The following is a 19,093-nucleotide window of genomic DNA, read 5'->3' as shown; positions in this document are numbered from 1 at the left end:
GCATTTGGCATTGGCCCCTCGGTCATGACCGAGGCCATGGACGTGCTCAATCAGCATTTTGCCAATGCTGCCTGATCCCCAGACGGGGTGACGCTGCCCGGCCGTCACCAATGTTTGCAACAGAGCCCTCGGCTAGGCTGATGCGCTCCGATTTGCTTCCTTGGCGGGCCTCTTGAACTTTCACCGACGTTTTCAAAGCCGGAGCGTTTCCCGCTTCGTCTAGTTGGACACGCCATACATTCCTGCCGCCGTTGCCGTAGTTCGGCTTCAGCACGCGCGGGCCTGCGGCAAGATGTTCGGGGAAACGAGCGCGAAGGCCTTCAGCGTCCACGTATCGATCGACATCGCTGCCCCATTCCATGGATCGCGTTGTGTAGAGCACTTCCTTGACGCCGATTTTGGCGATCACGTCAGGATGCGCGCTGACGACAACGCCGCACCCCGCGACTTCGCGCAGCATTGGATCGAGCTGCGAGCGGTCGCCTGAAATGTCCAACGGATTCACCCAGACCAGCACTGCGTCGCACGACAGCAGCTCGTCCCGAATCTCGCGAACCGCCTCGTCCCTGTACAGTACAGGCCTTGCGGTCGCCCCGAGCGCCCGCAAGGCCTGCATTATCGGCCACTGCCGGGCTTCATGAAAGCGATGCGTCCACTCGGCTGCTTGCCCACGCCAAAGAAGAGCGATGTTCGGGCCGGATGTCATTGTTGCATCTCCCCATCGGACCTGTCCCCTTTGTGGTCGCGAACTCAGGTGTCGCGCAGCAGTGGGTGTTAAGCCACGGCGGTCGGGTTCAGCCGCCGCCGCGCAAAGCCGCGGCATAGCGCCGGTCGACCACTTCCCAGTCGATGTTGCGGAAGAAGGCGTCGACATATTTGGCGGCGGCGGTGCCGTAATCCATGTGGAAACTGTGCTCGTACATATCGAGCGCGAGCAGCGGCACGCCGGCAATCGCACCGTGCATATGATCCCACGCCCAATGGTTGTGCAGCGAGCGCGTGTGGAGATTGTAGACGAGCACGCACCAGCCCGATCCGCCGGCAAGGCTCATCCCGGTACGGCGGAAGTCGGCTTCCCAGCGGTCGAACGAGCCGAACGCCGCGCCCAGCGCGTCGCGGATGGAACCGGCTGCCTGGCCGTTGCCGCCGAGCCCGTCGAAATAGACCTCATGGAGCACGACCGAGCCGGTGCGGTGCAGCTCCTCGCGCTTCAATCCGCCATAGACCACCGGCGGCAGGTCCGTGTCAGCGAGCGCGGCGGCAAGTCGTGTCTCGATCATATTCAGGGCCTTGACCGAGCCCGCATAATTGTTCTCGTGGTGCGATGTGATCAGCCTTTCGGAGAGGCCGTGAAGCCTGGCGGGATTGAACCTGAGCGGCTTGACCTGATGATTTCCGGCAAAGGCGGGGACAGCCGCCGGCGCTGCGGCCGGCGTCTGCGCAGAGGCTTCGTTGATAGTCATGGCGGCGGCTCCGATGCCAAGAGTTGCGATTGCACTGCGTCGGGAAAGATGGTCGATCGTCACGCGTCACTCCTTCAGATGATCATTACATATGCGGCCCCGAGGACCGAGCAGACGCCGAGCACCGGCAGCATGCCGGCCTTGAACCGGAACATGGCGAGTATCGCACCCACCGCGAGCGCCAGCGCCGGCCAGTTGACGGACGTTAGGACTGGGAGATCGATGGTGCCGGCTGCGAACGGCACTTCGCGGACTTGCTCGAACAGAGTGTGGATACCAAACCAGACCGCCAGATTGAGGATCACGCCGACCACTGCGGCGGTGATCGCCGAAAGCGCGGCCGACAATGCGCGGTTGCCGCGCAGCCGCTCGATGAATGGCGCGCCGGCGAAGATCCACAGGAAGCATGGCAGGAAGGTAACCCAGGTGGTGAGGATTGCGCCGAAGGTCGCGGCGACGAGCGGCGGCAGCCCGGTCGCTTCGCGGAAGGCCGCGAGGAAGCCGACGAACTGCGTCACCATGATCAGCGGCCCGGGCGTGGTCTCGGCCATGCCGAGCCCGTCGAGCATCTCGCCGGGCTGGAGCCAGCCATAGGTCTCGACTGCCTCCTGCGCGACATAGGCGAGCACCGCATAGGCGCCGCCGAAGGTCACCACCGCCATCTGGCTGAAGAAGGTGGCGATGCGGCTGAACACGTCGTCGGGGCCGAACGCGAACAGCAGCGCTGCGACCGGCCCGAGCCAGAGCAGCAGCAGGACGCCGGAGATGCGCAGCGACCAAGAGAGGTTCGGCCGGGCATGGTCGGGAAGGCCCTCGCCAAGAGCGGTGTCGCGGTCGTGGATTATCTCAGCGCCGGCGGGACCATGTCCGCCGCCGCCCTTGAATGCGGCGTAACCAGCGCGGCCACTGAAGAAGCCGATCAGCGCGGCGGCAAGCACGATCAGCGGGAAGGGCACGTCGAGCACGAAGATCGCGACGAACGCCAGCGCGGCAAAACCGCGCATGACGTTGTTCTTCAAGGCACGCGAACCCACCCGGACCACCGCCTGTAGCACCACCGCCAGCACGGCGGCCTTCAATCCGAAGAACAATCCCTCGACCAGCGGCACTTCGCCGAGCAGCACATAGACATAGCTGAGCCCTAAAATCGCGAGGAAGCCGGGCAGCACGAATAGCGCGCCCGCGACCAGGCCGCCCTTGGTCTTATGGAGCAACCAGCCAATATAGACAGCTAGCTGTTGCGCTTCAGGGCCGGGCAGCAGCATGCAATAGTTGAGCGCGTGGAGGAACCGCTCCTCGCCGATCCAGCGCTTCTCCTCGACCAGGATGCGATGCATCACCGCTATCTGGCCCGCCGGTCCGCCGAAGCTGAGCAGCGCGACCCTGATCCAGACGCGCACCGCCTCGCCAAAGCTGATGCCGTGCTCGTGCAGCGTCTCGACTGCGATTTCAGCGCGTGCGCTGGCCTCCATCTTTAGTCCTCTTTTCGCCGGGTGAAGTGAGCATAGAATCCGTCGAGCGCGGTCGATCCGCGCGCGATCCGCTCCTCGTCGTCGTCGGTGCCGGCACAGATGCCGGCGATAAGCGCGCTCACTCCCGGAGTTTCCGGGCGCTCGAACCGAGCATCGGCAATATCAAGGTCGTGAACAATTTCGCCGAGCGCCCGCAGCGCGGGGTCGGTCTCGAGACCGGTGAGGAACACCAAGGTCTCGAAGGAGCAGCGGTCGCCTTCGTGGGTGAACTCAGCGTCCGCCATGTCGAACCTCAGTTCGTCAGGCTCCGGCACATATCCTTTGCCCTCGACGAACTTGAAGCTCGCCTCGGGGTCGATGAAGCGGCGAATGAGCCAGGCGGACGCGATGCGATCGACATGGACATGGCGGCGCGTCACCCAAACGCGGCGCTTTAGCTCCGCCGGGGTCAGCTCGGGCGCACCGGGGCCGCTCACATCGGGATGTTGGTGAGAGCGGCGGTCCGCCTCGGTGATGGCGGCCTGTGCCGCCTGCCGACCATGCGCACCGAAAAAGTCGATCGCGGCGACCTCGTTCAGGCGTTTGCGCAGGCGGCCCACATCCGCCGCCGCGACATACTCGCCCTCACACAGCGCGCGCGCCTCGCGTGCCAACTCCTCATAGTCGGCGTCACGCGCAGCGTCGAACACTCCGCGCAGCTCCGCATCGCCCATGCCGCCGACAAGGCGCGCTTCGAGGATCAGCGCCTCGCCGCCATTTTCGGTGATCTCGCGATGCAGTTCTTCGAACAGCGCGCGCGTGTCCTCGCGATTGGGGAGCGCATGGACGGCGTTCTTGAGCGGCGCGGCCCCGATCGCCTGCAAACGCCGCCAGACCTTCACCCGCAAATAGGCAGGCTTAGCCGGAAGCTGCGGGATCAGGAGCAACCAAGGGGAAGCTTGTGTGTTTGTCATAGTTGTATCGTCACTAGCCTACAAGTGTAAGGGTTGCATCACAAGCCTCATGAGCATAGGACTGCTTATCCCGAAGAAAGAAACCGGAGCGCAATGTCGCGGCTCGCCGGCGGCGCGCTCGCATGACGTGAGGCTTTCCGTGTCGAGTGCGCTGATGAAGGATCAATTATGCTGAAAAAGACCATCGCCTTGGGATTCGCCAGCCTCCTGCTGGCAAGCCCGGCATGGGCAGCGCCGGACTGGTCGGCTGTCGACCGGGCGATAGGACGAGCGGGGGCCGAACAGCCGGGGGGCGTTCACCGCTACAGCTTCCCGCGTTCGGACCTGAGCGTCACGCTGGATGGGGTGACGATCAAGCCCTCCCTCGCGCTCGGCTCTTGGGCGGCGTTTCAGCCGATGGGCGACGAGGCGATGGTGATGGGCGATCTCGTGCTGACCCACGACGAGGTGAACCCCGTTTTGAGCCGCCTGCTCGCAAGCGGTTTTACGATCACCGCGCTCCACAATCACCTGCTCCGCTCTTCGCCTGCGACCATGTACATGCACATTGCCGGCCACGGCGACCCGGTGAAGCTCGCGGCCGCGCTCCGGCAAGCGCTATCAGCCAGTCGGACCCCGCTCGCCGCGCCGCAATCGCCTTCGGCCAGCGCAGCCGCATCGCGGCTCGACCTCGATGTGGCCGCGCTCAACCGGTTGATGGGCGGTGAGGGCAAGACGGCCGGTGGCATCCTCCAATACAGCTTTCCGCGCGCCGAGCGGCTGATGGACGGCGATATGGAGACTCCGCCGACGATGGGCACGGCGACCGCGATCAACTTTCAGCCAACCGGGGACGGCCGAGCCGCCATCACCGGCGATTTCGTACTTGTCGCAAACGAGGTCGATCCGGTCCTGCGCGTGCTGCGGACGAACGGGATCGAGGTCACGGCGCTGCATAATCATATGCTAAACGACGAGCCGCGGCTGTTCTTCATGCACTTCTGGGCCAACGACGACGCAGCCAAGCTCGCCCGTGGGCTGCGCGCGGCGCTCGACAGGATGAACAATCAGAGGAGTTGAACTCGGACGACGGCTCATTGGGCCGTAACCGCCGCCCGCCCGACCCCACGGCCCTTATGCAGGAAGTGGAATGGAACATGGCTAGCAAACGAACTCTCACTGTTGTCGCAGGCGTGGGCGCGGCCGCGCTGGCGATCGCGGGCGTGGCGATCGCGCAAAACCACGAGGCGAACGAAAACCGGATAATCGGCAAGCACAGCGAACGAGACATCCCGCTTGCTCAGGTGCCCGAGGCCGCGATGAACGCGGCACGCGCGCAACTCGCGTCAATAAGCAAAGCGGAGCAAGTCACCCGAAAGGCGGACGGAAGCACGCTCTATGAAATCAAGGGCAAGAACAGCGACGGAAAGACGATCGAACTGTTCGTCACGCCCGAAGGCCAGGTGCTCGGCCGCGAATGATGGATCAGCACGGGGCGCCGGCCGTCGAGGGCCGTGCGCCCCTTCCGAAATGATACTGCGGAATAGGAGACGAAAATGCGGCCAAGGCGATGGATATTGTTATGCGCCGCTTTGGCCGCCCTGCCTGATAGTGCGATCGGCCAAACCGAACCCGCGTCGGCGACGGGCTCGGCGTTGTTCGTAAGCTGTCAAGCGAATGAGCCGCGATGCGGCGCTTACCTCCAAGGCGTGCTCGACATGATGATCGTCGCGCGAAAAGCGGAATGCCGCGCTCCACGCTATGACCGATCGGCGCTGCGCGCGGCATATTTACGCTGGGCGGAGCAGAATAGCTATTTTATGAGTGTTCATATGGTGGCCGGAGCTGAACGCTCGTTAGCGAAGGCTTGGCCATGTCAGTAGCATCGTACCCCGCGGCGTAGCCTGCCCGGCGGCTGCCTTTGAGGGCAGGCGGAGCGTCCGCCTGGCGGTGAATTCCGCCAGCTCAACGATCCCATGTCGCGCCTCAAGCTCGCTAATTAGCCGATGTTCGCATTATGTCTGCCAAATCGTTGTCTGGCGCACAAACCTTGAGGTGACGCCTGGAAGAGGACGGCTTTGCGCCCGGGCGTCACCGAAAGTGAGGCGCGGCGATCACTATGAGCTGGGCAACAAGCCTTTCCATATCGGCCATGCCAGATGCCCTTTAGATCCTTTACGATCTGTCGAGCGGCGCTTTCCGGTGTGTTCGGCATAGTCCATTAATGCACTATACGACTAAACCGAACAAGCGGATTTAGCACGGCCATATCGGCTTGCTCCCCCTGGGAGCACCCCGGCGGCGTAGCCGACGGACTGCCTTCTCAGGATCGAACTGAGCTTTCTATGGGTCGCGGCGCTTCAATTTTCATAGCCCGTCAGGGCTTACGCGTTGCCCGACTAGGGCAACTCCTTCTGGTTCCTTTTAAGATATCAAAATAAGTATGAGGAGGAGTGCAGTGATTGCACTCACGGGTATTCGCGTCGGTCGACCGACGCTGGGCCGCAAGTTCTCCGGCGAGAATGAGCGCTGCACGCAAGCCTTTGTCCTCTGGCATCATGTGGCGGCGCTCGACGGCACCAACGCTCGCCAGCATGTCAGCGTTCTGTTCGAGTGCCTCGGCCCGACGCTGCTCCTCATCGGCCGGGACAGGCGCAAAGAGGCCGACCATCTTCGCTAGCCAGTCGGGTAGCTGGCAACGATAGAGGTTCGAGGTCTGCTCTGAACGCGCTCCAAATTCGCTGTCGGAGGAATAGTCGTAGCGCCTGATCCATTCGAGCAAGCCCAGGCCCTTGAGCCGATTGATGCAATAGTGGACCGCGCGACGAGCAAGGCCGGTCCAGCGCATGAGCGTTTCATAGGATGGGTTACACCACCCTTTGCGGTAGTGCAGATCGTCGAGGATCTTTAGCATCATGTCCCGGCAAGAACGGGTGAAGAGCGTAAGTTGCTCTTCCTCGGCGGTCAGCTCGCGCCCCTGCCGCTTCTGTGCAGCCAACTGGCGCCCCCGATCGAAAGCCAGATAGCAAGCGCGGGCAAGCCGCTTGCGCTGATCGGTGTCGATCGCGCGCACGAACTCGGCTTCGGCGGCATCGCCGGTGCGGACACTTCCAGCCCAAACCGCTCGACGCGTGACGTGCGTTCCGCCCCGTCGCACCTGCATTCTGGGCTTGGTGCCGGCAAGCCGCGAAGCAGTGGCACTAAGACTGGACCGTGCCTCACGTGTGGGCGCCTCAATGCCACAAATGACGCGCAAGGGAAGGACACGCGCGCCGGCACGTCGTTGCTGTTCCTGGAACTCGAAGGCAGCGCGAATGTCGTCGTCGCGCACGCCGCTGGCGCGCAGCTCCGCCACCGCACCCGCGGGCACATTTTTCAGTCCAGAGTTTAGGGTATGCAGCATCGTTCGTCCCCTCGTGCGAGAGGCCGTGCGCAGACAAAGCAGGAACGTGGCGCGAAGCGCGCTAATCCTTGACAGATTGGACGGGGGAGGCTATCTGATCGTTAGATTTGTAAGCGATCTTAAGTGGCGCCAACCACTTGATAGCGACCCCGACGCCCGGCCTTCGTGCCGGGCTTCGTTTATCCGCTCACGGCGTCCCCCTCTCCAATAAGTGGCAATTGCTGGGGTGAAGGCGTCAGTTCGCTGACGTAAGCCCCAACAGTTTCAAGCGCGACGCCAAGCGTCACGCCGCGATTGCGGTGCGCAATCGCTTCGAGAAAAGCATGCTGTTCTCGCGGAAGATGAATCGCGATCTGCTTGGCGCTCGTGCCGTCGCTGGGCGGCGGCGGAACACGCATTTCTTCGATCGTGTAGTTGGTCATGGCCTTGTCCAACATGGCCATGACGACCTGCTCCACTCCGCGCATTTTGTACGCCGATTTGTAGTCGCTCAGGCGTTTGCGAAAGCTGGCAGGGATATTGAATTTGCACTGCACGAAGTCGGCCGCATAGAGCGCTTCCCGCTTTCGCCTCATGCAGGCAGCGGGAGTCGCGACGACTCGTTCGGAGGCAGACGTTCCAACCATGTTCCAAGCTGTATGTGACGTGTGCCGCCTTGTCAAACCAACTACCCCGCAAGGTAGTTAAACGCAAAAATTAGCGTTGGGCGATAGATGCGCTATAGATAATGGGAAGCTCTAACTCCCGAGCAAATCTGATGGAAGGCTGCGGACACGACGTATGGCGCAATATCTGAACGTGGACGAGGCAGCTTCAGAATTGGCGACCCACCTTGCCGCGAACGTCAAAGAGCGCCGTGCCGCGCTTAAAATGACCCAGGTGGAGCTTTCCATTCGGTCCGGTGTCGCCACCTCGCATCTATCCTTCATCGAACGTGCAAAGGCCAATCCCACGCTCGAAGTCGTTGAACAACTTGCCAAGGGCCTCGGTTGCTCTGCGATTGACCTTCTGACGGTGCAGTCAGCTTCCTGAAATCCCTTCAATTTATAAACCATGCGATCCATCGCATACCACGCACGGCGCATGCCCTTGGCGCTACCCTGATGCGGTGAATGGACTACGGTTCACGGCACAGACGCCATGAACCAACCATGCCGCCTTTGGGACGCACACGCGGACACTGCCAGCGAAATGCTGGAGAGCCTGACCGACAAGCAGGTCGAGGTGCTCGACCAGTTGTGTCTGCACAAGACCAGCAAGGAAATCGCCAATGAGCTGGGCATTTCACGCCACACCGTGGACCAGCGCGTCTCAAGCGTTCGCACAAAATGGAATCTTCCCACCCGCCAAGAGGTCGTGCGGCTTTACCGGGAATTGCGGGAAATCGCAGAAAACCATAACGATTCCATATACGAACCATTGATATATGAACCGTCGCAGGTTGGCATCGAGGCTGGGGCCGATGATCCTGAGCGCAAGAACCGGACGACCTCCATGGTCGAGGATCTCGCGCCTGCCGCCCTAGCCACCCCTAGCCTATCCCAGGCCAACGCCCAGGGCATGACGCTTGTCGATCGCCTCGACCTCCACTTTGGTCCGTCCGGTCGGTTCGTGGCTGTCATTGGACTGGCGTTCATGATGGCTCTCACGCTGGCTCTGGTCCTGGTGATTGCGGATGCTCTGGAGAGACTGTTGTAATTCACGCTTGATCGCGGCCGCCCGTGTGAATGGCTCTTCGCAATGGGCGTGATGCAGATCCTCTACTTCGGCTTTCTCGCGACGATCTTCGTCGCGATTGGCCTCAGCCTCTGGAAGGGCGGAGACCCCGAACGCGCCGGCGCGGGCGTCCTGCTTATCATGTTCATGATGACCTGGTTCGAAGGCGCCCTCATTCAGACAGTGGGCCTGTCGCAAGAGGCGATACGCACAATCTCGGTTGCCGAAGATCTCGTCGGGCTGGCCGGTTTCGGGCTGATCGCCGCGCGGGCGCGGCGCATGTGGCCGATCGTCTGCACGGCCATGGAATTGCTCTCGGTGCTGACCCACCTAGTCCATTACCTCGGCATGGTGAACCGCCCGATCGTCGTGGTCTTCATGAGCCAGACGCCGACCTTCACTGCCACGGTCAGCCTGATCGTGGGCACCATCATTCACATACGGCGCTCCCAGCGCTTCGGTCCTGAACGCGACTGGCAAGATTTCAGGAACCTTCCCTCGGGCTGACTATCCCCAAATCGCAAGGAAGCGCCATGGATTTTCCAAGCTACCGCCAGTGGCAGGCACAAGCGCCTGGCACACGTCCCGATCTCCATCTGGCCGATGGATTTCTAGCGGGGGCCCTCATGTCGCTCGAGCCCATGCCGGACAGCCAGTGGCTAGATGCGATCATGGGGCCGATTTCGGAGCAGGCCGTGTCGCGAGACCTCGTTGAAACGCGGGCGCGCAAGGAACTGCTGGCACGCCTTGACCAGGCCCGTGTGCAAATGGCGGCCAGCAACCCGCACTATGTGCCGATCCTTGCCGTGAAGGCTGATGGTGAATTTGACCTTACCGCCTGGAGCAGCGGCTTCTACGAAGCGATCGCCGACGATCTCGACATGTGGCAATATCTGCTGGCCGGTCAGCGCGAAGGCGGTCTGCTTGCGCTTCTGGGAAGCCATGCCGTAGGGGAAATGGGCAATGCAGCCCGCCGCTACATCGCCAGCCACCCGGAGGCGCAGGCCCTTTCCGAAATCGCGGCCCGCTCATGGGAAGTGCTCTCACGCTTGCTTCCCATGATGTACGAGAAGCGCCGCCAAATCGTTGAAGGCGGCACTACCGCATCGGCTATGCCTGCCTCCCGTCGCGCAGGCAGTTGAGCCATGTCGGTGTATCGAACCCTTTACCTCCGAACGCTCGGCGCGGTCCAGGAGCGCAAACTAGCGGTCCCTGACCTTGCCTTTGCCAGCGCATTGCCCGAAGCCCGCATCGTAAGCATTCTAGAAGGCAAGGCCCGGGACATAACGCTGACTGAACTGGCGGGACTTTGCACGGCGCTCGGGATGCCGCCAGCCGACCTTCTTCAATCAGCCTGACACATCTTTATGCGCCTTCAAAAAGCCGAAGAGCGTGGAGCGAGCGACACCCAGGTCCTTTGCCACACTCTCATGCGTTGCGCCCGGCTCGGCCAAACGCCTTTGGATGTCAGGCAACTGCTCGAGCGTGAGGCGCGGCTTACGTCCCGCTTTCGCCTCACGCTTTGCATTGGTCTTGATCCCGTGGATCTGCCGCCAGTGACTGTCGAAGGCTTCGACCAGAAGAAACAGATCGCTCTCCCGATCCGGGGTAATTGTCACGCCAAGGCCGCAAAGCTCGATCGAGATTCCGGCCTTGAGGAACTTGAGCATCAGGCGAAGGACCGTCGTGGTGCTGAGCGCCAGACACGAAAGATCGTGGAACTTGATGGTGTCTCCCGACACAAGCGGATTGCCAAGCTTGCCCAACAGCTTCTCCAGCTCGCTGAAGCTGACCTGCGGGGCACTCACGACAAGATCGCCGTCGCGCACGCAAGCCGACGCTTGCTCGGCAAGCGAGGGCGATTTTCCAGTCTCAGCCAGGAACACCACAGTCTTGGGCAAAAGCATCACCTTCTTCATTCTTCACGCAAGGCCGTGATTTCACGCCAGCAGGCGCGCCGTAGAAATTGCCCCGGTCTCCATCAAGATCGAGGCTTCACGATACCAACAGTACAGCAATAGCCAATTGCATATTGCTGGACGACTGAATATTCTATATATCACATATCCAGACCCAAGAGCGCAACGCTCGTCAGCGTAAACAGGGAGCTGGTTCATGTTCGATCGTCCGCTTGCGAAATACCACAATCTGCTCGGTGGGCTCGGGCTGTTGGCAGCCGGAACGCTCGCCACCGCAGCGCCGCAGGAGGCCCACGCCTCGACCTGGGGCTGTCAGGTCATCCTCTGCCTCGCCACCCCCGGCTCGCCCACGACTTATGCTGAGTGCGTGCCGCCGATCACAAAGCTCTGGAAGACGCTGGCGCTCGGGGGCTCCTTTCCGTCCTGCTCGGAAGGCGGCGTTTCGGCCAAGACGAAGAAGCTGAGCAAGACGCTCTACTACGTAAAGAGCACGCAGAACGACGGCACCACGAGCGCGTATCTCATCAACACCAAGACCTCGACGGTCACGACGATCGGCCGATGATCTACACCGTCGCCGCCCTCACTGCGCTCGCGCAGCAATGCGCTCCAGGCGTTGCCACAGAAGCGCTTGTTCCCCTCCTCGTCGCCGAAAGCCAGGGCAATCCTCTCGCGATCAACGTCAACAAGGGGCCGCGCGTGAACGCCTCGAACCTCGCCGACGCGGTCGCGCTGGTGAAGCGCTACGTGGCGGCCGGGCACTCGGTCGACATTGGTCTTGGCCAGATCAACTCGAGAAACCTCGCACGTCTCGGTACGACGATCGAACAAACCTTCGATCCGTGCACCAACCTCGGCCTTGCCTCGCGCGTCCTGCAAGAAGGCTACGCGCGGGCGAGCCAGCACTACACAGGCCTCGACGCGATCAGCGTCACCTATTCGCTCTACAACACCGGCTCGATGAGCCGGGGCTTTCGCAACGGCTACGTCAAGCGCGTCTGGGCCGCTGCTGCGCGCGTCGGTGCGATCGAAACGCCCCCCGCACTCCCCGACCTTTCCTCTTCCCCGTCCATCCTGACCTCCATGCCGCAGGAGGACAGCTCAATTGAAGCGCCTGCACAGTGGGTGTTCGGTCAGGCCAGCACCGGAATCGAGGTCTTCCAATGAGCGAAGAAAACAGCATCGCGCAGGCCCCTCGGGCCGCAGAATGGGACGCTTCTCGGAAAACTGTCCCCCAGGCAGCGTTCTCCATTCCCGACGATCTTGCCAAGCGGTACGAAATCCGCGCCATCGATGGCCGCTCCGAAGCGGAACGCCGGGTCGGCCTGTTCGCACCGGGCAATGTCCAGACGCCGGCGCTCGAAATCTCGAACGAGCGGATCGTTGCCAACCGCGACGATCGCGAGACGGTCGAGAACCTCGTGAAGCTCGCGCAGCACAATGGCTGGGAAGGCATCTCGGTCGACGGCTCGCCCGAATTTCGCAAGGCTGTATGGCAGGCCGCGGCGCGTTCGGGCCTCGAGGTCAATGGCTACGAGCCATCGTTTGCCGAGCGTGAAGCCGTTGAGCGCCAACGCCGTGAGGAAGCCGAACGCGAGCGCAAGGACGCGGAGCGTCTGCGCAAGGGGGACAAGGCCGAGAAAGACGGAGAAGTGGAGAAGGTCGTCGAGGCGGCGGAGATCGCGATTGATGCGGCCAACCCCAACCCGGCGCAGACCGTCACTGCCGGTCTTGCCAAGGCTGGCCACGATGAAAGCCCCGAGGACGTCACCTCCCTCCTGCTCAAGCGCAAGAGCGCGCTGGTCGAGGAGCTGAATGACGTTCTGCGCGAAGATCCATCGCTGTCGAACCAGACCGTTTCCGAGTTCATCCTGAAGCAGCCCTCCGCGCAGATGCGCCTTGGCGATGCCGGGGTCAGCAACGAAGTCCTGGCCGCCCGCAATCTCATGTCTGAAAGCATCATTGCGGACACGGCACGGAACCAGGGCAACCTTTCCAAGACCGTCGGGGAATACCTGCGCGATCAGAATAGCGAAATTGGTGAACTGGCGCGCAGCCGGGGTCTTGAAGCGCCCGATGGCAAGGCAGCGCGTGACGAGCTGGTGGCTGAAGCCCTTCAGGAGCGCAACGCCTTCTCCGAGTTCCTGGCGAGCAAGGACAGGGCGCGGGCCGCAGAACGAGAAAACGAGAAGCTGGCCGACCTGTATCTCAGCGGCACGCAAGAGCAGCGCCAGGCCGAGCCCCGACTTGCCAACGCGCTCGAAGCGGAAGCGGAAATGCGCCGCCACCTCGAAGCCGCCTTCCAGGGCGATGAGCAGCGCATCGAGGCGGTCTCCCAGGAGGGCCGCCAAATGATCTCGGACGTGCTGCGGCGCGGCCTTGATGTGTCGGTTCGTGAACCGGCGCCGGTTCGGCAGATCGAGCCGATCCAAACCAACCAGATGGAACGGTAACCTCAACATGGAGAAGTCTATGAAGTTCTCTCGTCGTCCCGCGCGTCGCATCCTCTCGGATCGTCGCGCCCGCCAGATTGTCGGCGTTGCCGGCATCCTCGCCTCCATGGCGGTGTCCCAGGCCGCCTTCGCCTCCACCAGCATCGAAACCGGCCTCGACACCATCGAGAGCTGGATGATCACCATTGCCTCGGTGGTCGGCGTCATCGCCATCATGGCAGTGGGCTACGCCAAGCTCACCGGCCGCATGGATTGGGGCCGCGCCGTCACCGTTCTGATCGGGATCGGCATCATCTTCTCCGCCACGACGATCGTGGGCTGGATGGGTGGCACCGCCTGACATGGACACGGAAAAGATCGCCGAAGACAAGGTGTTTCTCGCCATGACCCGGCCATCGGTGTTCATGGGTCTGCCGCTCGAGGCAATCCTGCCGATCATCATGGTCTGCATGGTGCTGTGGGGGATCGTCGGAAACCCGTTCTATCCCCTCGCCCTCTTCGGCGCTCTCTACTTCCCGGCGCGCATGGTCGTGCATTACGACTTCAACGCGTTCCGGCTCTGGGGCCTGTGGTTCCAGACCACCTTCATTTCCAAAAATCGCAAGTTCTGGGGGGGCGGGAGCTACTCTCCCGTCCGCCTCAAGACCGGCGTGAAGCGCAGGCAGTTCGGCAATGACTAGGTTCGCCCTCAAGCACAAACAGGTCACGCTTCGCGAAGAGGATGACATCAAGTTCATCCCCTACACCCGGCACGTCAACGACACCGTGGTTGCGCTGGCTGACGGCTCGCTCATGCGCATGTACCGGGTCGATGGGCGCCCGTTTGAAACCTGCGACATTGCTGACCTCAACACCTGGCACAACAAGCTCAATATCGCCTGGCGCACGATCGGCGATGACCGCGTGGCCGTCTGGACGCACCTGGTGCGCACCGCCACCAATCCCGAGCTGGACGGCGAGTTTCAGTCCGCCTTCGCGCGCGACCTGCAAGCCAGTTATTCGGAGCGCCTCAAGGAAAAGGTGCTCTACCACAACGAGTTCTACGTCACGATCGTCGTGCGCCCCTCGAACATGGCCGGCGACCAGCTCACCCGCCTGTTCGGCAAGGCGGATGCCAGCCACGCCGCAGATGATCGCGCCTTAGCGATCATGGCTGACAAGTGCCGCGACTTCGAAAGCATGCTGGCCGACACCAACCCGGTGCCGCTCTCGCTCTACGAGCGCAATGGCGTGCTGTTCTCCCAGCCCATGGAAGTGCTGCACTTTATTCAGACCGGCGACCGCATCCGCATTCCCCTTGTCCACGGACGGCTCGGACAGGCGATCTACAATTCGCGGATCATCTTCGGGCGCGAGGCCGCCGAGATCCGGCTTCCCGACAGGTCCCATTTTCTCGGCATGTTCGGCGTGCGCGAGTACGTCGCGAACACGCGCAGCGGCCAGTTCAACAGCCTCCTGACGCTCGATTTTCCTTATGTGCTGACGCAGAGCTTCGCGCCGCTGGTGAAGTCGGTCGCGGCCGAGCGCTTCCAGAAGAAGTACAAGCAGATGGTCTCCTCGGACGATGCCGGCGTGAGCCAGGCCGAGGAACTGCTCGATGGCGTCGACGATCTCATGTCGAACCGCTTCGTGATGGGCGAGCATCACCTCTCGATTGCCGTGATCGACGATGATCCCAAGCGGCTGCTCGAACGCCTATCGATTGCGCGCGCCGCTGCCGCCGACACCGGTATGGTGATGGCGCGCGAGGACGTCGCGCTGGAAGCTGCCTTCTGGGCGCAGCTTCCCGGCAACTTCAAGATGCGGGCGCGGCCCGCCGTGATCAACAGCCGCAATTTCGCAGCGATGAGCCCGTTCCATACCTTTCCGGCGGGTCGCAAGTCGGGGAACCACTGGGGCGAGGCGGTGACGCTCCTGAAGACGCGCGCCGGCTCGTCCTTCTGGTTCAACTTCCACCGCGCCGACATTGGCCACACGCTCATCATCGGCCCTACGGGCGGCGGCAAGACGGTCCTGCAAAACTTCCTGCTCGCCCAGCTCGAAAAGACCGGCGCCAAGCAGATCTTCTTCGACAAGGACCGCGGCGCGGAAATCTTCGTGCGTGCCTGCGGAGGCACTTATCTCGCGCTGCGCAACGGCGAGCCGACCGGCTTTGCCCCGCTCAAGGGGCTGGAGCCGACCCACGACAACATGGCCTTCCTGCGCCAGTTCATCCGCGTCCTGGTCCGCCGCGAGAACCAGCCTCTCACCGTCACGCAAGAGCGCACCATCGATGAGGGCCTCGATGCCGTGATGCGTCTGCCCGCGCCGCAACGTTCGATGAGCGCGCTTCGCGAAATGCTCGGCTATGCCGACGCCGAAGGCATTGGCGCGCGGCTCGAGCGCTGGTGCCAGGGCGGCGCGCTCGGGTGGGCGTTCGATGGCCCGGCCGATGAAGTCTCGATGGCAGTCCGCTTCGTCGGGTTCGACATGACGGATTTCCTCGAAAACCCGGAAATTCGCACGCCCATGATGCTCTACCTCTTCCACCGCGTGGATGAGTTGCTCAACGGCCAGCGCGTCGTCGTCGATATCGACGAGTTCTGGAAGGCGTTGCAAGACGAGGCCTTCAAATCGTTCGCACAGGACGGCCTCAAGACCTTCCGCAAGCGCAACGCCTTCATGGTCTTCGGTACGCAGTCGCCCGCCGACGCGCTGCGCTCCTCGATCGCCCATTCGATCATCGAGCAGACCGCGACCAAGATTCTCCTGCCCAACTCGGACGCCAAGCGTTCGGATTACTGCGAGGGCCTTGGCCTCACGGAAACGGAATTTCGGCTGATTAAGGAAGACCTGACACCCGAAAGCCGGTGCTTCCTCATCAAGCAGGGACACACCTCGATTGTCGCCAAGCTCGATCTGAACGGGATGCTCGACGAACTCTCGGTTCTCTCCGGCCGTGCGGAAACGCTGGAGGTCATGGAGGCCGCCATTGCCCAGGCGGGCACCGATCCGGCGGCATGGCTGCCGCTCTTCTACGCCAACGAAAGGAGAAGCTGAAATGCGCATCAAGACCATTGTGCTGCTGGGAGCCGCGCCGCTCGCGCTCGGTCTCGCCGCAACCCCCGCGGCGGCGCAGGGCATTCCGGTGTTCGATTCCTCGACCTACCTCCAGACGATCTCGACTGTCACCAACACCGCCAAGATCATCGACCAGGGCGTGCAGCAGATCGAGACCGCGCAAAATCAGCTCAACTCGCTGCAAAAGCTCACCAACATCAACTCGGTGGCCTCGAACCTGTCGAACAGCTCGGTGCGCAACATAATGCCCACCACGACGATGGACGCCGGCACGCTGTTCGGCGGTGATCTGTCCAAGATCGGCTCGCTCAGCTCGTCCGCAAGCAGCATCCAGTCGCAATACCTGTTGTCGGGAACATCGAGCGCAGATGCGGCCTACAACCAGGCGCTCAAGGACGCGACCGGCTCGGCCGCTGCAACGGCCGCCTTTGGCGAGAACACGCTGGCGGTGTCGCAAACTCGCATGGCCGGTCTCCAGACGCTGCAAGCCAAGCTCGACACCGCGACCGACCCCAAGGACGTGATGGACCTTCAGGCGCGCATCGCCGCCGAACAGGCCCAGCTCCAGAACGACCAGCTCAAAATGCAGGCGCTTCAGATGGCTCAGTCAGGGCGCAACCAGCTCGCGAATGCCGCAGCAACCACAGCTCGCGCTGCCGACAACTCGGCTCTCTACGACGACAACATCCTGAGGAAATGACCATGAAAAAGTGGATTGCGCTTTCTGTACTCCTAGCTGTGGCCGCCTGCAGCAAGCCGGTGCAGGTTCCGACCGAAGCCGAATTCGAAGCGAACCCCAAGATGCTGTCGGACTGGATGCAGAAGTGCACGAAGGGCGAATACAGCAACCTCGGGATCGAGGAGCAGAGCAAGATGTGCGGCTCGGCGCAGGCTGCCTCCAATGCCCTGCTGCAAAAGGCCAGGGCGGAACAGAACGCCAAGCTCTTCCAGTAATCTTAACTGTCGAGGTCTGGCGCCATGAGCCTAATGATCACATTCACGTCGATGTACGGTTATGTCGAAACCGCCATCGACACGGCTGTTTCAAGCTTCGGGTCGGGCCTCGTCAGCTTTGTCGCCGCGCCTCTGGGCGTTGCCGCAACGATATACTTCCTGCTTCTGGGGTTTGCAGTCCTGCGCGGAGCCATCCAGGCTCCACTGCGCGAACTGGTATTCCAGGCCGGCAAAGTCGGCTTTGCGCTCGCGGCGGCCAGTGCTGTCGGCTACTCGGCCTTCGTCGTCAACGTGGCGACCAACCTCCCAACCGAAATCATTGCGGCCGGATCGGGTACAGCGGTCACCAACCCGGGCACGACGTTCGACACCTACGTCTCGGATACGAACAAGATCGCCCAAATCATTTCCGACGAAAACGACAAAGTTCAAAGCCAGACGGTTGGCCTGACCGACATTGATCTCGCCGCCGAAAAGCTTTTCGCAAATTTCGTCGCGTTCCTCGCGATCATCGTCCTCTACATCTTCGCTGCCCTGTCGGCAGCTGTCGGCTTCTGCATCGTCATCTTCGCAAAGCTGGCCGTTGCGATCTGCGTGGCTCTCGCCCCGCTGGCCCTGGCCTGTCTGCTCTTCAATTCCTCGCGCTGGCTGTTCGATGGCTGGTTGAAGCAGACGGCCAATTACATCCTGCTCATGGTGGTCATCGCTATCATGACCAAGTTCATCACAGGCCTCGAGCAACAGGTGATGGACGACATCATGAGCGCCGTTGGCGATGGCAGTATGTTCATCGCTACCAGCGGAGGCAGAATGGTTCTCAACGCTGCGGGTATCGCGATCGGCGTTCTTTCCTGCGTGATCATCTACATCGTGGGAACAGTCTTCTTCTTCCAGTCCCCCTCGATTGCGGCGGGCATCGCCGGTGGCGCCTCCTCGGGCGGCCACGGCTTCCTTCAGACTGGTGCGAACATCCTGGCCAATCGCCTCATGTTCCGCCGCATTGCCAATTCCCGCCCGTCGGCGCCTGCCGGACGGGCGGGAGGCACCGCCACGAGAACATGAGGTCGCCTGCGAATGAGTTTTGAACGCCCCTAACGCGGCACATTGCTGACGGAGTTTTTATGAAAGCGCTGATTTTCACAGCGTTGGGTGCGCTTGCACTCAGCGGATGCACCGGGAGTCACATCAAGCCGCCTGCCGTTTGTGACGGCAAGCACCGGCGTCCGGCCAACATGTACGGCACGATCATGCCCAATCTGCCGGTGCCGCTCCCGCCCTCGCAGAGCGGCGGGTGGCCCGCCACTCCGGCATCGAGCCCGTCCAGCGACACACCGATTCCGCCCGAAGCGCAAGAGGCCGCAGCCGCCGCGAGCGCCGCAGCCCAGGCTGCAAATCCCACCCCCGCTCTCTCGCCGCGCGATGAGCGCGAGATCGAGCTTTCCTACCTTCCCTGCTCATAAGGAAACGTCTCATGGCCCAGGTCAAAGCCGCCGACAAAGGCAAGTACCTCGAAAGCGCGCGGACGTTCGAATACGACCGGATGCGCGCCGCAATCCAGTCCCGGCGGGTTGCCTGGACTGTCGCGGGGTGCGCCTGCGCCATGGCGCTTGTCTCGACCGGGGCGGTCGCCATGCTGGCCCCGCTCAAGACCGTCGAGCCCTATGTGATCCGCGTCGACAAATCGACCGGAGAAACGCAGGTCGTGACCGCGCTCAAAGGCC

27 protein-coding genes are annotated in these 19,093 nt (G+C 62.3%); 19 read left to right on the top strand and 8 right to left on the bottom strand.

Translation table 11 applies throughout. The features are described from left to right. Positions 1-46: 46 nt before the first annotated feature. From HT136_RS25185 to HT136_RS25170, 4 genes are all read right to left on the bottom strand, one after another. Entirely contained in the window at positions 47-706 is a 660-nt protein-coding gene (locus HT136_RS25185) for a Cj0069 family protein (RefSeq protein ID WP_214202548.1), read from the bottom strand. Between the two features lie 88 nt (positions 707-794). Next, positions 795-1,463 (bottom strand): superoxide dismutase, encoded by a 669-nt coding sequence (locus HT136_RS25180; RefSeq protein WP_017184236.1) that lies wholly within the window; start codon positions 1,461-1,463, stop codon positions 795-797. 74 nt (positions 1,464-1,537) lie between these two features. Next, positions 1,538-2,935, bottom strand: coding sequence for a chromate efflux transporter (gene chrA, locus HT136_RS25175; RefSeq protein WP_017184237.1), 1,398 nt, complete (start codon positions 2,933-2,935; stop codon positions 1,538-1,540). Between the two features lie 2 nt (positions 2,936-2,937). Continuing rightward, positions 2,938-3,861 carry a chromate resistance protein ChrB domain-containing protein gene (locus HT136_RS25170; RefSeq protein ID WP_008603798.1) on the bottom strand — a complete coding sequence of 308 codons (924 nt, stop codon included), beginning with the start codon at positions 3,859-3,861 and terminating at the stop codon, positions 2,938-2,940. A gap of 195 nt (positions 3,862-4,056) precedes the next feature. Between HT136_RS25170 and HT136_RS25165 the strand changes: the two genes are divergently transcribed. The 3 genes from HT136_RS25165 to HT136_RS26760 all read left to right on the top strand — a co-directional run bounded on the left by HT136_RS25165 (position 4,057) and on the right by HT136_RS26760 (position 5,750). Further along, positions 4,057-4,947: a DUF1259 domain-containing protein gene (locus HT136_RS25165; RefSeq protein WP_008603797.1), complete on the top strand. Its 891-nt coding sequence runs from the start codon at positions 4,057-4,059 to the stop codon at positions 4,945-4,947. Continuing rightward, the gene (locus tag HT136_RS25160) at positions 4,944-5,348 is read left to right on the top strand and encodes a PepSY domain-containing protein (RefSeq protein WP_228165648.1); all 405 of its coding nucleotides are present in this window, start codon (positions 4,944-4,946) and stop codon (positions 5,346-5,348) included. The genes HT136_RS25165 and HT136_RS25160 overlap by 4 nt, the downstream gene beginning before the upstream one ends. Before the next feature lie 75 nt (positions 5,349-5,423). Further along, on the top strand, positions 5,424-5,750 hold the full coding sequence (locus tag HT136_RS26760) for a Rap1a/Tai family immunity protein (RefSeq protein WP_223178489.1): 327 nt from the start codon (positions 5,424-5,426) through the stop codon (positions 5,748-5,750). Between the two features lie 494 nt (positions 5,751-6,244). On the opposite strand, the gene HT136_RS25155 is transcribed toward HT136_RS26760, so the two are convergent. Together HT136_RS25155 and HT136_RS25150 are read right to left on the bottom strand one after the other, a co-directional pair. Next, the gene (locus tag HT136_RS25155; RefSeq protein WP_246544437.1) at positions 6,245-7,270 is read right to left on the bottom strand and encodes a helix-turn-helix domain-containing protein; all 1,026 of its coding nucleotides are present in this window, start codon (positions 7,268-7,270) and stop codon (positions 6,245-6,247) included. Positions 7,271-7,449: 179 nt separating this feature from the next. After that, the gene (locus HT136_RS25150; RefSeq protein ID WP_039396186.1) at positions 7,450-7,845 is read right to left on the bottom strand and encodes a hypothetical protein; all 396 of its coding nucleotides are present in this window, start codon (positions 7,843-7,845) and stop codon (positions 7,450-7,452) included. Positions 7,846-8,050: 205 nt separating this feature from the next. Here HT136_RS25150 and HT136_RS25145 point away from each other — a divergent pair, with 205 nt between their 5' ends. The 5 genes from HT136_RS25145 (at position 8,051) to HT136_RS26755 (ending at position 10,344) form a co-directional block, all read left to right on the top strand. Further along, the gene (locus HT136_RS25145; protein WP_039396183.1) at positions 8,051-8,302 is read left to right on the top strand and encodes a helix-turn-helix domain-containing protein; all 252 of its coding nucleotides are present in this window, start codon (positions 8,051-8,053) and stop codon (positions 8,300-8,302) included. A gap of 159 nt (positions 8,303-8,461) precedes the next feature. Next, positions 8,462-8,968, top strand: coding sequence for a helix-turn-helix domain-containing protein (locus HT136_RS25140; RefSeq protein WP_242405086.1), 507 nt, complete (start codon positions 8,462-8,464; stop codon positions 8,966-8,968). A gap of 42 nt (positions 8,969-9,010) precedes the next feature. Further along, positions 9,011-9,493: a hypothetical protein gene (locus HT136_RS25135; RefSeq protein ID WP_039396180.1), complete on the top strand. Its 483-nt coding sequence runs from the start codon at positions 9,011-9,013 to the stop codon at positions 9,491-9,493. A 26-nt stretch (positions 9,494-9,519) separates the two neighbouring features. Then, complete coding sequence (locus tag HT136_RS25130) at positions 9,520-10,128, top strand: UPF0149 family protein (RefSeq protein WP_039396177.1); 609 nt, start codon at positions 9,520-9,522, stop codon at positions 10,126-10,128. Between the two features lie 3 nt (positions 10,129-10,131). After that, positions 10,132-10,344 (top strand): helix-turn-helix domain-containing protein, encoded by a 213-nt coding sequence (locus HT136_RS26755; protein WP_039396174.1) that lies wholly within the window; start codon positions 10,132-10,134, stop codon positions 10,342-10,344. Here the strand turns inward: HT136_RS26755 and HT136_RS25120 are convergent. Continuing rightward, positions 10,336-10,905, bottom strand: coding sequence for a helix-turn-helix domain-containing protein (locus HT136_RS25120; RefSeq protein ID WP_242405084.1), 570 nt, complete (start codon positions 10,903-10,905; stop codon positions 10,336-10,338). The genes HT136_RS26755 and HT136_RS25120 overlap by 9 nt on opposite strands. A gap of 196 nt (positions 10,906-11,101) precedes the next feature. Here HT136_RS25120 and HT136_RS25115 point away from each other — a divergent pair, with 196 nt between their 5' ends. Both HT136_RS25115 and HT136_RS25110 read left to right on the top strand, forming a co-directional pair. Then, on the top strand, positions 11,102-11,470 hold the full coding sequence (locus tag HT136_RS25115) for a hypothetical protein (RefSeq protein ID WP_039396171.1): 369 nt from the start codon (positions 11,102-11,104) through the stop codon (positions 11,468-11,470). Continuing rightward, the gene (locus HT136_RS25110) at positions 11,467-12,072 is read left to right on the top strand and encodes a lytic transglycosylase domain-containing protein (RefSeq protein WP_039396168.1); all 606 of its coding nucleotides are present in this window, start codon (positions 11,467-11,469) and stop codon (positions 12,070-12,072) included. Before HT136_RS25115 ends, HT136_RS25110 begins: the two co-directional genes overlap by 4 nt. Here HT136_RS25110 and HT136_RS26675 read toward each other — a convergent pair. Further along, on the bottom strand, positions 12,039-12,344 hold the full coding sequence (locus HT136_RS26675) for a hypothetical protein (protein ID WP_343222317.1): 306 nt from the start codon (positions 12,342-12,344) through the stop codon (positions 12,039-12,041). The two genes, HT136_RS25110 and HT136_RS26675, sit on opposite strands and share 34 nt — an antisense overlap. Between HT136_RS26675 and HT136_RS26445 the strand changes: the two genes are divergently transcribed. From HT136_RS26445 to HT136_RS25065, 9 genes are all read left to right on the top strand, one after another. Beyond that, on the top strand, positions 12,231-13,358 hold the full coding sequence (locus HT136_RS26445; RefSeq protein ID WP_343222316.1) for an LPD7 domain-containing protein: 1,128 nt from the start codon (positions 12,231-12,233) through the stop codon (positions 13,356-13,358). The two genes, HT136_RS26675 and HT136_RS26445, sit on opposite strands and share 114 nt — an antisense overlap. 19 nt (positions 13,359-13,377) lie before the next feature. Further along, positions 13,378-13,698: a TrbC/VirB2 family protein gene (locus tag HT136_RS25100; RefSeq protein WP_039396163.1), complete on the top strand. Its 321-nt coding sequence runs from the start codon at positions 13,378-13,380 to the stop codon at positions 13,696-13,698. Between the two features lies 1 nt (position 13,699). Continuing rightward, positions 13,700-14,038: a VirB3 family type IV secretion system protein gene (locus HT136_RS25095; RefSeq protein ID WP_039396160.1), complete on the top strand. Its 339-nt coding sequence runs from the start codon at positions 13,700-13,702 to the stop codon at positions 14,036-14,038. Next, positions 14,031-16,397: a VirB4 family type IV secretion/conjugal transfer ATPase gene (locus HT136_RS25090; protein ID WP_039396158.1), complete on the top strand. Its 2,367-nt coding sequence runs from the start codon at positions 14,031-14,033 to the stop codon at positions 16,395-16,397. The genes HT136_RS25095 and HT136_RS25090 overlap by 8 nt, the downstream gene beginning before the upstream one ends. 1 nt (position 16,398) lies before the next feature. Continuing rightward, on the top strand, positions 16,399-17,118 hold the full coding sequence (locus tag HT136_RS25085) for a TrbJ/VirB5 family protein (RefSeq protein ID WP_039396155.1): 720 nt from the start codon (positions 16,399-16,401) through the stop codon (positions 17,116-17,118). After that, a complete protein-coding gene (locus tag HT136_RS25080) occupies positions 17,115-17,372 on the top strand; it encodes an EexN family lipoprotein (protein WP_039396152.1) in 258 nt (85 codons plus the stop codon). The genes HT136_RS25085 and HT136_RS25080 overlap by 4 nt, the downstream gene beginning before the upstream one ends. Before the next feature lie 33 nt (positions 17,373-17,405). Next, positions 17,406-18,434 (top strand): TrbL/VirB6 family protein, encoded by a 1,029-nt coding sequence (locus HT136_RS25075; RefSeq protein WP_039396150.1) that lies wholly within the window; start codon positions 17,406-17,408, stop codon positions 18,432-18,434. A gap of 59 nt (positions 18,435-18,493) precedes the next feature. Then, on the top strand, positions 18,494-18,832 hold the full coding sequence (locus HT136_RS25070) for a hypothetical protein (RefSeq protein ID WP_144401056.1): 339 nt from the start codon (positions 18,494-18,496) through the stop codon (positions 18,830-18,832). An 11-nt stretch (positions 18,833-18,843) separates the two neighbouring features. Further along, the coding region (locus HT136_RS25065; protein WP_246544435.1) for a VirB8/TrbF family protein at positions 18,844-19,093 on the top strand (250 nt) is incomplete at its 3' end.

Source organism: Novosphingobium profundi, assembly GCF_018491765.1.
In the GTDB taxonomy this organism is placed as follows: Bacteria; Pseudomonadota; Alphaproteobacteria; order Sphingomonadales; family Sphingomonadaceae; genus Novosphingobium; species Novosphingobium profundi.
This window is presented reverse-complemented; position numbering and strand designations above follow the sequence as displayed.

Excerpts from the sequence above, each read along its gene's own strand:
- HT136_RS25100 (WP_039396163.1), top strand. The coding sequence starts at position 13,378 with ATGAAGTTCTCTCGTCGTCCCGCGCGTCGCATCCTCTCGGATCGTCGC.
- HT136_RS25145 (WP_039396183.1), top strand. The coding sequence starts at position 8,051 with ATGGCGCAATATCTGAACGTGGACGAGGCAGCTTCAGAATTGGCGACC.
- HT136_RS25135 (WP_039396180.1), top strand. The coding sequence starts at position 9,011 with ATGGGCGTGATGCAGATCCTCTACTTCGGCTTTCTCGCGACGATCTTC.
- HT136_RS25075 (WP_039396150.1), top strand. The coding sequence starts at position 17,406 with ATGATCACATTCACGTCGATGTACGGTTATGTCGAAACCGCCATCGAC.
- HT136_RS25140 (WP_242405086.1), top strand. The coding sequence starts at position 8,462 with ATGCTGGAGAGCCTGACCGACAAGCAGGTCGAGGTGCTCGACCAGTTG.
- HT136_RS25095 (WP_039396160.1), top strand. The coding sequence starts at position 13,700 with ATGGACACGGAAAAGATCGCCGAAGACAAGGTGTTTCTCGCCATGACC.
- HT136_RS25180 (WP_017184236.1), bottom strand. The coding sequence starts at position 1,463 with ATGACTATCAACGAAGCCTCTGCGCAGACGCCGGCCGCAGCGCCGGCG.
- HT136_RS25115 (WP_039396171.1), top strand. The coding sequence starts at position 11,102 with ATGTTCGATCGTCCGCTTGCGAAATACCACAATCTGCTCGGTGGGCTC.
- HT136_RS26755 (WP_039396174.1), top strand. The coding sequence starts at position 10,132 with ATGTCGGTGTATCGAACCCTTTACCTCCGAACGCTCGGCGCGGTCCAG.
- HT136_RS25090 (WP_039396158.1), top strand. The coding sequence starts at position 14,031 with ATGACTAGGTTCGCCCTCAAGCACAAACAGGTCACGCTTCGCGAAGAG.
- HT136_RS25085 (WP_039396155.1), top strand. The coding sequence starts at position 16,399 with ATGCGCATCAAGACCATTGTGCTGCTGGGAGCCGCGCCGCTCGCGCTC.
- HT136_RS25070 (WP_144401056.1), top strand. The coding sequence starts at position 18,494 with ATGAAAGCGCTGATTTTCACAGCGTTGGGTGCGCTTGCACTCAGCGGA.
- chrA (WP_017184237.1), bottom strand. The coding sequence starts at position 2,935 with ATGGAGGCCAGCGCACGCGCTGAAATCGCAGTCGAGACGCTGCACGAG.
- HT136_RS25110 (WP_039396168.1), top strand. The coding sequence starts at position 11,467 with ATGATCTACACCGTCGCCGCCCTCACTGCGCTCGCGCAGCAATGCGCT.
- HT136_RS25155 (WP_246544437.1), bottom strand. The coding sequence starts at position 7,270 with ATGCTGCATACCCTAAACTCTGGACTGAAAAATGTGCCCGCGGGTGCG.
- HT136_RS25165 (WP_008603797.1), top strand. The coding sequence starts at position 4,057 with ATGCTGAAAAAGACCATCGCCTTGGGATTCGCCAGCCTCCTGCTGGCA.
- HT136_RS25150 (WP_039396186.1), bottom strand. The coding sequence starts at position 7,845 with ATGAGGCGAAAGCGGGAAGCGCTCTATGCGGCCGACTTCGTGCAGTGC.
- HT136_RS26760 (WP_223178489.1), top strand. The coding sequence starts at position 5,424 with ATGCGGCCAAGGCGATGGATATTGTTATGCGCCGCTTTGGCCGCCCTG.
- HT136_RS25130 (WP_039396177.1), top strand. The coding sequence starts at position 9,520 with ATGGATTTTCCAAGCTACCGCCAGTGGCAGGCACAAGCGCCTGGCACA.
- HT136_RS25080 (WP_039396152.1), top strand. The coding sequence starts at position 17,115 with ATGACCATGAAAAAGTGGATTGCGCTTTCTGTACTCCTAGCTGTGGCC.
- HT136_RS25185 (WP_214202548.1), bottom strand. The coding sequence starts at position 706 with ATGACATCCGGCCCGAACATCGCTCTTCTTTGGCGTGGGCAAGCAGCC.
- HT136_RS25120 (WP_242405084.1), bottom strand. The coding sequence starts at position 10,905 with ATGAAGAAGGTGATGCTTTTGCCCAAGACTGTGGTGTTCCTGGCTGAG.